This is a genomic window from uncultured Veillonella sp., from assembly GCF_963543145.1.
Classification (GTDB): Bacteria; Bacillota; Negativicutes; order Veillonellales; family Veillonellaceae; genus Veillonella.
Map to the genome: position 1 here is coordinate 1 of NZ_CAUTZP010000030.1, position 6,899 is coordinate 6,899.

At 38.2% G+C, this 6,899-nt stretch carries 3 protein-coding genes and 1 pseudogene; all 4 read left to right on the top strand.

Annotated elements, in window-relative coordinates; translation table 11 throughout:
* Positions 1–225: 225 nt before the first annotated feature.
* Positions 226–1,434: a hypothetical protein gene (locus tag RWZ05_RS08710; protein WP_314643780.1), complete on the top strand. Its 1,209-nt coding sequence runs from the start codon at positions 226–228 to the stop codon at positions 1,432–1,434.
* Positions 1,435–1,878: 444 nt separating this feature from the next.
* On the top strand, positions 1,879–2,205 hold the full coding sequence (locus tag RWZ05_RS08715; RefSeq protein ID WP_105090021.1) for a Tat pathway signal protein: 327 nt from the start codon (positions 1,879–1,881) through the stop codon (positions 2,203–2,205).
* Positions 2,206–2,568: 363 nt separating this feature from the next.
* Positions 2,569–4,812 carry an autotransporter outer membrane beta-barrel domain-containing protein gene (locus RWZ05_RS08720; RefSeq protein WP_314643783.1) on the top strand — a complete coding sequence of 748 codons (2,244 nt, stop codon included), beginning with the start codon at positions 2,569–2,571 and terminating at the stop codon, positions 4,810–4,812.
* An 826-nt stretch (positions 4,813–5,638) separates the two neighbouring features.
* Positions 5,639–6,899: pseudogene (locus RWZ05_RS08725) on the top strand (autotransporter outer membrane beta-barrel domain-containing protein); the annotation flags it as partial.

A 6,899-nucleotide genomic window follows, 5' to 3' on the forward strand; every position in this document is an offset into this window, starting at 1 on the left:
ATGCTCCTGTTTGGAATGAGCTACATATGTCTACAGATTTTCCAACTTATTGGGACTAGTCACACACACTTTTTGTCCTATAACCCTTTTTATCGTCTAGTTGCCAACCCATTTTCAGATGAGATATTAATAGGTTGAGGTATTACCTCTAGAATTAATATATTCCCTCGTGCTATATTACATATGAGTAGTATTTTTACGTTCATATGTATAAGGAGATACTCTATGTTTAACTTTTATAGTGAGTTATTATTACGTTTACAGAAACAATTTGTATCCGAACATGAATCTGATTTCAAATCTATTGAGGATTTGTTAGAAGCATTTATGACTCAATATAATCGTGGTGATTTTAATAATACGATAGAAATGAAATTACGTGATTTATATGAGGCTGCAGAAGAGGCTGATACGAATAAGAAATCAAGGAAGTTATACAATGAAATCCTTGCATTATGTCCTGATGAAGTAGATGCTAAACGAGAACTCATAGCCCTTGAGTTACATCCAAGCTTTCAAATTTATCAGTTGAAACAGCTAGTAGAATCGTTGAAAAAACCAAAGAAAATAGATTGGAATATATTAGAGGCGCGTCCTTATATGCGCTGTCTCATCGACATGGGGATGATATATTTAGAATATAATATGTATAATGATGCGATTGCATGCTTTACGCCAGTTTTTCACGGGGACAAGCAAGATCATTCGGGATTCCTTGTGTATATGATGGTTGCTTGTTGTGGCGCTGCCAACTGGGATCGCGGCCGCAAGGTATATCAGCGATATCTTGCATGTTGCGATGATATACAAAATGCATTTAATCAGGCTCCGGATATCATGTTGCCTATGCATATGCTGTATATTCTATTGGCTTTGCAGTGTGGTGAAAGCAAGATAGCCCATGATGTATTAGCAGATCTTGTTGATGAATATGAAGATATTGATTGGTTATTACAAGATGCAACGCGTTGGAACGATTTTGTAGAAGATCATTTAGAGGCTATTATGTATATGGTAGACCATGTGAGCAACATAGATTCTGACCCACGAGAATTAATAAGCTTATATACTGCTATCTCATTTTTACCAACTCAATTAGTGGATTTTGAAAGTCCATTATGGCAGACTCTATATGATGTGTATGAACGTGTTACCGGTCGAACTGTTATAAATCGGTACTCTAATGATAGTTATATGGGAAAACGCGAGTCCGCTCATATGAGCCCCGTAGAGGTTGCTAAAGGTGGGGCTTTGCGTGGAAATCCGGTATATGACAATATACGGTTCGGTGCACAAATTACACTTTCACAAGCCGGCCTATACACAGTAGATGATTTTAAAACAATTACTAAACAAGAAGTATTGATGCTACCGGGCATTGGTAAAAAAACAGTGGAACAACTAGAGCATAATGGTGTTATATTTAAAGCCTAAGATGTGACTTGAATTTAATAGCGATCCTAGGATAACGAAGGGCTATTTGTCTTTTTCATAATTAATTATTTTCTTGAAAGCCAAGATTACCTATCATCCGTGGATCAATACGATCGCCTCTACGACCTTCGGGATTTACTTATTGCATGATAATAAGCTGTTCCTTCATCACATGTGGGACAATATATTTGGAACCTATCAGTATTACGATTCCGCTTTATTACCGTTATATGCGATCCTCATGGTAGCACTCATTTTCATAGTTGGCATGGTGGTAGACTATATGCGGTTAGCTTTCATAGAAAAACCTATTATGAAACGCATTACGTTGTACATTGACAGCTGTCAATCGTGGATGGAGAAGAAGGTGCCATTTTAATGCGATTTTCACCGTTTTTTGGTATAATAAGCAAGTATTCCAACGATAAAACGGAGGTAATTCTAATGCGTAAATTCTTATATATGTTAGCGGCTTTACTCGTGTTGATTGGTATTAATACACATGATGTAGAAGCTCGTACAGATGTGTATGCTACCACTTATAACGGCAATAGCTGGTATGTAGACCAAGACTCTGTAAAGAGAGTAGGTGATGTACTTAATTTCACAGTATATACGACATCTGGTCTCAGCTATAAGGTAACATCTAGCGATAGTAATTATTACAATGCAGATGTATTCTACTATAACAACAAACTCGTTTCAGACAATGGTCAATCCGTTTGGAAATCTCCAGGCATGATGGCGGCTATGCGCGTAGCACGTAGATAAAGATAAAAAGATAAGAGGCAGTGACTCAGTCTCTGCCTCTTGGTTTATAACATAACATATTAGTATTGTTTATCTGTATTTGACGATATATAACATAAACCCTATAATATAAGTAGATAGCCAAGCGATTAGATCCGTCGGGCTCATCTCAAGAGAATAAATACGTGATGAAATGGCCTTTCAGTTATCCAGTTACTGGTAACGAAGGGCTATTTGTCTTTTATGTAAGCGGTAACTGGTGTTACTGCTTTTTTGATATAAATTTATATGTGGAAAATTCCCCTCATATTTACAAAATATATAATTATAAATTATAATTAAATTATTTAATAATAGTTTATAGTGTGTAGAGAGAGGGTTCTTATGAAACGCATGTGTAAAGCGAAATTATCCTTAGCAATTGCCCTGACGATTGCTAGCTCTGTAGGACAGTATGTAATGGCGGAGAGTACATTAGTTACTACACCTACTGGTGCATATATTACTGCAAATAATGGTGGGAAGTTTACGGCTGGTACAATGACAAATTACGTATCTACGATTGAGGCAGATACTGGTAGTACAGTCAGCATTGATAAAGCAACAGCAAATATTGGCTATAATAATAAGTCTTTCATTAGCAGTAAAGGTGGCAGTACTGTTACTCTTAAGGAAGGCGTTTATGATGTTCGAAATGTGAGCACTCCTATTGCAGTGGCTCAAGGTGGTACTGTTAATATTGGCGTAGATGGTAATACAGGCAATTTTATCGGCAAGGATTTATCTTTAGTCGGTGATGTTATTGTTAAAAGTGACCCAAATCATGCGTCTGAAATTAACATTGGTATTGATGGTAAAGAGTCACTATGGGACGGTTTAGCATTTAATTTAGCAGATAAAGATGCTAAACAACCAAGTCATATTAATGTATTCCTTGGCGATTATGGTGCTTGGGAACTTTTCTATCAAGGCGGCTTGCATGAAGGAACACTAGATGGTGGTACGCAACCTAGCCACGTTCATCGGCTTGTAGGTTCCAAGAATCGTAATTATGCTAATATGGTAACCCAAAGTGAGCATAATAAACTCTATGTGGATAAGCTGGAAGGTCATGTAAACTTTATTTATGATCCTAATGATGAGGCTGGAGATACTGAGGATCCAAGCTATCAACCACCAACAAAAACATATAATGGTGTGACACCAGACTCCTTCTGGGGTGGGGATATTCACATTACAAGTGCGGCTCCTGGTGCGACTGCTCATGTATATACGACTCAAAAAGGTCTAGACATGTCTTCCGAAGAGAATGTAAATAAGATATTAGATAACTTGGCACATAAGATGTATTATCATAACTATGTTAATGGTGAAAGAAATCTTCAAGGAACAGTAGCTATTGCATCTGATGGTTCTGAATCTGGTCGTTTCACAGTTATCACTTCTGGTCATGCTAAAGAAGGTGACATTACCTGGCAAGCAGATAAAGATGGTCAAGGTAAATACGTATATGGTGAAAATAAACCGGCTCCGAAACCAGAGATAAAACCGACTCCAAAACCTGAACTTAAGCCTCAACCTAAGCCAACTCCAAAACCAGAAGTTAAGCCAACTCCAGCTCCAGCTCCAAAACCAGAGGTAAAACCAACACCTCAACCAACTCCAAAGCCAGAGGTTAAACCAGCTCCAGCTCCTAAGCCTGAGAACAACGGTCATATTCATGTTATCATGGGTGATTTTGATACACCTCATATGCGTGGCGTTCGTTCTGCCATCATGAGTAATATCAACGGTTGGAGAACATTGACAGATAATATGTATCGTCCACGTGTATTGCAACAAGGCGAACCAACAGGTATTTGGGCGCGCGTTGGGGGCGGTAAATACGGCTTCAATGCAACAGGTATCGACACAGATACTACGTATACACGCGTTCAAGGTGGTTACGATGCTAAAACTGGCAGTGGTTGGACTGTAGGTGGTCAAATTTCCTACCTTCGTGGCAACGATGATTACGTATTCAACGGTACTGGCAAAGAAAAAGCCTTTGCAGTTGGTGCGTATGGTTTGAAAGATCTTGGTAAGAACCAATACATCCACATCGAATCCCAAGTAGGTCGTGCATCTAATGACTTCACAGTTCGTAATGAAATTGGTGAAAGACTATCTGGCGAGACTAAAGCGAATGCATACTCCATCGGTGCACGCTATGGTAAAACTGTGAAGCTTTCAAATGGTACATACATTGAACCACAAGCACAATTGAGCTACACTCACTTCGGTGGCGATAGCTTCAATGCTGGCAGCATGCATGTAGAGCAATCTGGTGTGAGCAGCACAGCAGGTGGTCTGGGCCTTGAAATCGGTAAAAACTTCGGTGCAGGTAACATCTATACTCGTGTTAGCGTGAATCATGCCTTCTCTGGTACAGTGAAAACTGCGTACACAAGTGGTGCTACTACTAAATACACATCTGAAGACATTAAAGGTACTTGGACAGATCTAGCCTTCGGTGGCCGCTATGGCTTCAATGCAAACAACAGCATCTTCGGTGATATTAGTACAGGTCTATCTGGCGACTATAAAGCTGGCTGGTCTGTAAATGCAGGATTTACACATAAATTCTAATATAATAGTTACTATATAATCGTATATGGTAATAAGTACTATATAAAAGTATATGGTGATAAGTAGTATATAAATATATAGTATTCATAAAATAAAAATCCCCATGTATTGGATTTAACGATCTAATACATGGGGATTTTATAATATATTTCGTATATTTCTATAAATAGATTCTTATTGATTCGCTTATATGTTCGTCATATAATTGACTTAGGATAGTCAGGCGAGGTTGGGCCTCTCTTCGTAAATGAAGGGAGGGTTGTCTATGAGTGATTATGAGTTGATCATGATAATTCTAGAGGCAATGACGGTTGTCATTGCCTTTGGTGCACTTGTGGCTCTTATTTGTCTTGGAAAAGACAAATAGCCCTTCGTTATCCCCTGGATAATTAGGTAACTGAAAGGCCATTTCATCAATTAACTATAGTTTTGAGAGGAGCCCGACGGAACCACTCGTTTGGCTATCTTCTTATATTATAGGGTTTATATCGTATATCGTCAAATACGGATAAACACTATATAATGTTTACTAATAAAAGGCAGTGATTTAGTCACTGTCTTTTTTATATGCTAGTTTCATAACTCATCCATTAATATTTTAAATTATCTTAAATAAAATATTATTAATTCATTTACAATTCACAAAAAATGGTGTAACATTTTAAATATATTTTAAAAGTGTTAGATGTGAGTTCTTAATAAAGTGAGTATATATCTATCTTTTCATATAAATAAAGACTGATAAATCAACTTATAGATATATTCGTTTATGGAGGAACTTTCACAAATTTGAGTGTAATTGTATTAATCATTGAGGTGTAAAAGGATGAGAGGTAGAAATAAGGTTTTATTATCTGCTGTTATGATGACTTTATTGGCATCTACGATGGCCGTGCCAAGTACATGGGCTGCAGCGGGTCTTGGTTCTGATGGACGTATATTTGCCGTAGGTTCTGAAAGTAAATTTGAAAGTACAGGTAATACAACTGCCAATGGTGTGGTAGCATCTAACGGTGGGCAAGTTACGATTGGCTCCTTAGATACACCTAATCAAAATCAATTACCTAAACGCTATCGTCAACCAGCTTTCATTACAGGTATGCTAAATAACAGTTCCATTCAAGTGGATGGCGGGGTTATGGATGTAAATACCGCTCCATGGGAGGCACCATATCCAGTAGCCTTTGCTTATAATAGTAAAATTAACCTCGGTATTGATGATGCGGGTACTGTAAAAAACAAAGTGTTTAATATGCAAGGTAATGTGCTTGTATCTGATAAAACAATGCCTCCATATCAACAACAGGAACCATCTGTTATCAACATCGGTCTAGGTCGTGCTCATAATAGCCCTAACCAATTTTCCGGTAAGGCGGTAAATACATTAGAGGATAAAGGTGGAGAAATCAACATGACCTTTGATGGAGGAATGTGGAGCCACGATAATATGGGTGGTTTAGAGGCATTCATGATCGATGGTAAAGAAGCGCGTAGCAGCATCAATACGCTCACAGGTACTCGTACCCGTGAAGGTTTCAGCCGTATTTCTCAAGATTCCCGCAGTGATATTCATGTGAATAAATTGGATGGTCATATCAACGTTATTTATGACATGACTAGCGGTACTGGTTTGAATTTCACTAAACCAGGTTCTCAAAAAACTGGTCTTGATGCAGCTGATATCGAGGGTGGTAACTTTATTGTAAAATCTGCTGCGGCTGGTTCCGGCGTGCATGGCTATGTGACAGGCGATCATCTTGATACTTCTTCTGAAAGCAATGTAAACAAGATTTTAGATAATTTGGCACATAAATTCTATTATGAAAACTATGTAAAAGGTGAAAGAAATCTTTCTGGTACAGTATCCATCGCTTCTAACGGCATCGTGTCTAGCTTCCAAAAAGCATTGACCACAGACCAAAAAGAAGGGGATATTACGTGGAAAGACGGCAATGGTCAAGGGTCCTATGTGACACCAGAACCAAAACCTACACCAACACCAGATCCAAAACCAGTAACACCGGTAACTCCAGATCCTAAACCAGTTACACCAGTAACTCCGGATCCTAAACCAGTTACACCAGTAA